The following is a 3,699-nucleotide window of genomic DNA, read 5'->3' on the forward strand; positions in this document are numbered from 1 at the left end:
GGAAAAAGCTGCGGAGTTCACCATGCGCAACAACTGGATGCTCAGGTGCGCATCGAGCGACACGGTCTGCGTCACTTCGTTGATGTCGATCTCGTCAATGCGCTTGGAAAGCTGCCGCATGAGGTTGAGCTTGACCTGCGGCAGGCTTTTCACCTTGTTGCTTCCCAGTTCCACCTTGTTGAAGAACGACCCTCCGAAGAGGTCGAACCCGCTGCGAACGGCAAGGTCGAATTCCTCCCAGGTCGCGAGGTTGCTGGCGGCCACGGTGAGTCGGTAGCGCTTGAGCGCCTTGACGATGTCGAGGTTGATGCCGTGGTCGCTGTCGAAGTCGATGGCCAGGAATTCGCAAAGGGGGATGAACGCGCCGACTTTGGTCTCGCGCCTGCACCGCGTGAGCATGAAGCGGAAGCCGCGCGCCTTGGCCGCCCTGGCGCGGGCCAGTGTTTCGGTGGAGGCGGCGTCGTCCGGCCTCAGGCTGAATACCGTGTCCGCAGGGGGCAGCGTGTCCAGCAGCTTCTCGTCCAGGTGTTGGAAAGGGATGTCCACGAGGGTCAACTGGCAGTCCGCCACGCCGCAATTGCCCCTGGAGGGCTGCGCAGCCGCCTCGGAAAGGCCCTGGCATGCGGCTTCGACCGGAGAGCACGCGGACTTGGGCACGAGCATGTGCAGTTTCCTGCCGCAGACCTTGCGGGATGAAGAAAAAACCGGGGTGGTGACCCAGATCGCTTCCTGCTGTTCCTGGTGCGCTGAGAGGTCCTGCATGGGGTACGCCTTCCGTCGGGGGGGCCGGCCAAACAACCGCCGGGAATGCGAACGACAGAAGCACCCTATAGATTGATTGGAATTATTGTCAATTGATATGTGCTTTTATTCACCTGCAGTTCGTACTTGATGCGCGGGGAGAATCTGTATGGAGTGGCGGAAAGCGAATGCAGGTCAATCATTGAAACTGATAATCCTTTTCAGCTCGTCTGCGATGTCCTCCCCCGTGACGCGCCGGGAACCGCACATGGCGCAGTAAGCCGCCGCTCCGTCGAGGAGTGAAAGCGCCTTTCCAGGGAGGAATTCGTCGGGGAGGCCGGAGATGCTCAGGTCCACGGATGCGGCCAGCGCATCGGGCGCGATGGACAGGCCGTGGTGGCGTTCGTAACAGGATGCGACGCCCGTGACGATGGCCAGGGCCGTGTCGCGGTCCGGTTCGTTGATGGCGACCACCTTGAAACGCCGAGCCAGGGCGGGGTCCTCCGCCAGGAGGGCCGCGCCTTCGCGCGTGGTTGCGCCCACGCAGGGGAAGTCGCCCCTGGCGAGTGCCGGTTTCAAGGTCTCGGAAAGGCCGAGCCCGCCTTCGGAAGCGCCGGCGTTCATCAGGGTATGGATTTCGTCGATGAAGACGATGACGCGGTCCTTGTTGGCGGTCACTTCCTGGAGCAGGGCGTCCACCCTGTCCTCCAGGTCGCCCCGGTAGCGGGTTCCCGCGATGAGGCTCGCCAGCGAGAGGCTGTGCAGGCTGCGCCCTTTGAGTCTCGGGGGGCAGTCGTCCCGGGCCATGAGCCGGGCGAGCCCCTCGGCCACGGCGGTCTTTCCCACGCCGGGATGCCCCACCAGGAGCGGGTTGTTGGTCTCCAACTGGCTGAGGATCTGGGCCGCCCTGCGGATGGAGGCGTCCATGGCGATCACGGGCTTGGCCTGGGCCAGGCGGCGCGGGTCGGTCAGGTTCGTAGCGTAGCGATCGAGGAGCGATCGTTCTCCCGAGGAGTCGGCGGGAGAAGCCGCCAGGGCGGGTTGGGGAGCCTTTGGTGCGGGCGGCGCGGGCTGGTGGGGCGGGGCGGTAAGAGCCACCACCTTCTCTTCGCGGGAGGCCAGTGCGGCCTCGAGTTCTCCGAGCAGGCGTTCGATCCTCCTGCGGCCCGGGTCGTCCTGGGCATCGAGAGCCGCCTGATAGTCCTGCAGGATATAGGCGAGCCTGCGGTTTGGGGCGCGCAGGATGAAGGACAGCAGTTCCGCGAGGTCGGTGAGCACGGCCTCTTCGGCGTCGGGCTGCCCCGGGTCCGGGTCGAACCGGAGGCCGTCGCGCAGTGTCCAGAAGACGGGCACATGCCCCTGGGCGGCGAGTTCCCGCGCGAGCCGCCGGGTCTCGCGGGCCGGGTCGCCGCTGGGGACGAAGCGCACGGGGCGCGGGCCGGTCTCCCGGACCGGGGAGGGTGGGCTTTCGCCGCGACGCCGGGCCCGGATCTGGACGGTTTTCGCGTTGCCCGCAAGCAGGAGCCTGGCCGCTTCGATCAACTGCGCCCCGCCTTCGGGGCGGTAACCCCGGACGGCAAGCTTCTCCTCAAGCCACAGGGCGAGCGGAGGGGAAGCGGGCTCGTTGCCCGCGTCGGCCTGGATGCGGTCCAGTTCCCGGGCGTCGAGCGGGAGCGATTCCAGGCGCATGGAGTCGAGATCAAGGATATCGAGGTTCAATTCACGCATGGTTGCGGTATTTCAAAGATGCGCGGCGATGTCCAGACAGGCGCGGCGCGGCAGGCTCCCGCCGAGCAGATGCGGACCCGGCGCGCCGGAAAGTTCCGGCTGGACAGGGCGCTGCGGAAACCGCTAGGAGCGGAAGGCAGGAATCCCAAGCCGATCCGGAGGGAGCGTGCCCGAAGCCATCCAGCAATACGACGTGTCCGAGAAGATCGGCGAAGGCGGCATGGGGGTTGTCTACAAGGGCTTCCACCGCACCCTCGAACGGCCCGTGGCCATCAAGCGCCTGGCCGCCCACCTCTCGAAAAACCAGGACATGCTGGCGCGCTTCCTCAAGGAGGCGCGGCTCCAGGCCAAGCTCTCGCACCCCAACGTCGTGAACATCTTCGACCTCCTGGAATGGGAGGGCGAGGTCTACCTGATCATGGAGTACGTCCCCGGGAGCACCTTGAAGGAACTCCTCCAGGACAAGGGACGCCTCCCCGTTGCCGAGGCCCTGCGCATCGCCGAGGGCGTGCTCGCGGGACTGGCCTTCATGCACGACAACGGCGTGGTGCACCGCGACATCAAGCCCAGCAACATCATCGTCCCGGAATCCGGGCCGGTGAAGGTCACGGATTTCGGCATCGCCCGGCTCGTGGCGGACGATTCGGGCCTCACGCGCTTCGGAGCGGGCGTGGGAACCCTCCAGTACATGGCCCCGGAGCTCCTGAAGACCGGCGAGGTGAGCTTCGCCGTGGACATCTACGGCATGGGCGTCACCCTCTACGAGATGCTCGCAGGACAGACCCCCTTCACAGGCAACACCGACCTTGAGGTGATGCTGGGGCACATCGAGCGCCAGCCCCCGCCCCTGGAGTTGCCCGGCGGCGAGGCCGCCCGGGCCTGCGCGGCCATGACCCTCAAGGCCCTGGCCAAGGACCCTGCGGAGCGCTTCGCCACGGCCCGGGATTTCCTGGCCGAGGTGCGCCGCGCGGCAGCCGGGCTGCCCCCGGCCGGGGAGGCTCCCGCCTGGGAGGCTCCGGCCGTGGGCGGCCCCCGGCCTTCTGTCCGCGCCGCGCGCGGCGGCGACGAGCCCACGCGGACGGGGGACGCTCCGCCGCCCCCGCTTCCCGCCCCGGCCGACGGGCCGGTGTCCACGCCAGAGTCCACGCCGGAACCCGGGCCGGAACCCGGGCCGGAACCCGGGCCGGAACCCGGGCCGGAACCCGGGCCGGTGTCCACTCCGGAGACTGG

At 67.5% G+C, this 3,699-nt stretch carries 3 protein-coding genes; 1 reads left to right on the forward strand and 2 read right to left on the reverse strand.

The features are described from left to right. On the reverse strand, positions 1 to 762 hold a 762-nt coding region (locus ACV4UX_RS17835), incomplete at its 3' end, for an HDOD domain-containing protein (protein ID WP_491594626.1). A gap of 174 nt (positions 763 to 936) precedes the next feature. Continuing rightward, a complete protein-coding gene (locus tag ACV4UX_RS17840) occupies positions 937 to 2,469 on the reverse strand; it encodes an AAA family ATPase (protein WP_491594627.1) in 1,533 nt (510 codons plus the stop codon). Between the two features lie 166 nt (positions 2,470 to 2,635). Here ACV4UX_RS17840 and ACV4UX_RS17845 point away from each other — a divergent pair. Beyond that, positions 2,636 to 3,699, forward strand: a 1,064-nt coding sequence (locus ACV4UX_RS17845) for a serine/threonine-protein kinase (RefSeq protein WP_491594628.1), incomplete at its 3' end; no start/stop codon positions are given.

This window comes from Fundidesulfovibrio sp., assembly GCF_058402725.1.

Coding starts and splice junctions, on each gene's coding strand:
- ACV4UX_RS17840 (WP_491594627.1), bottom strand. CDS start 2,469: ATGCGTGAATTGAACCTCGATATCCTTGATCTCGACTCCATGCGCCTG.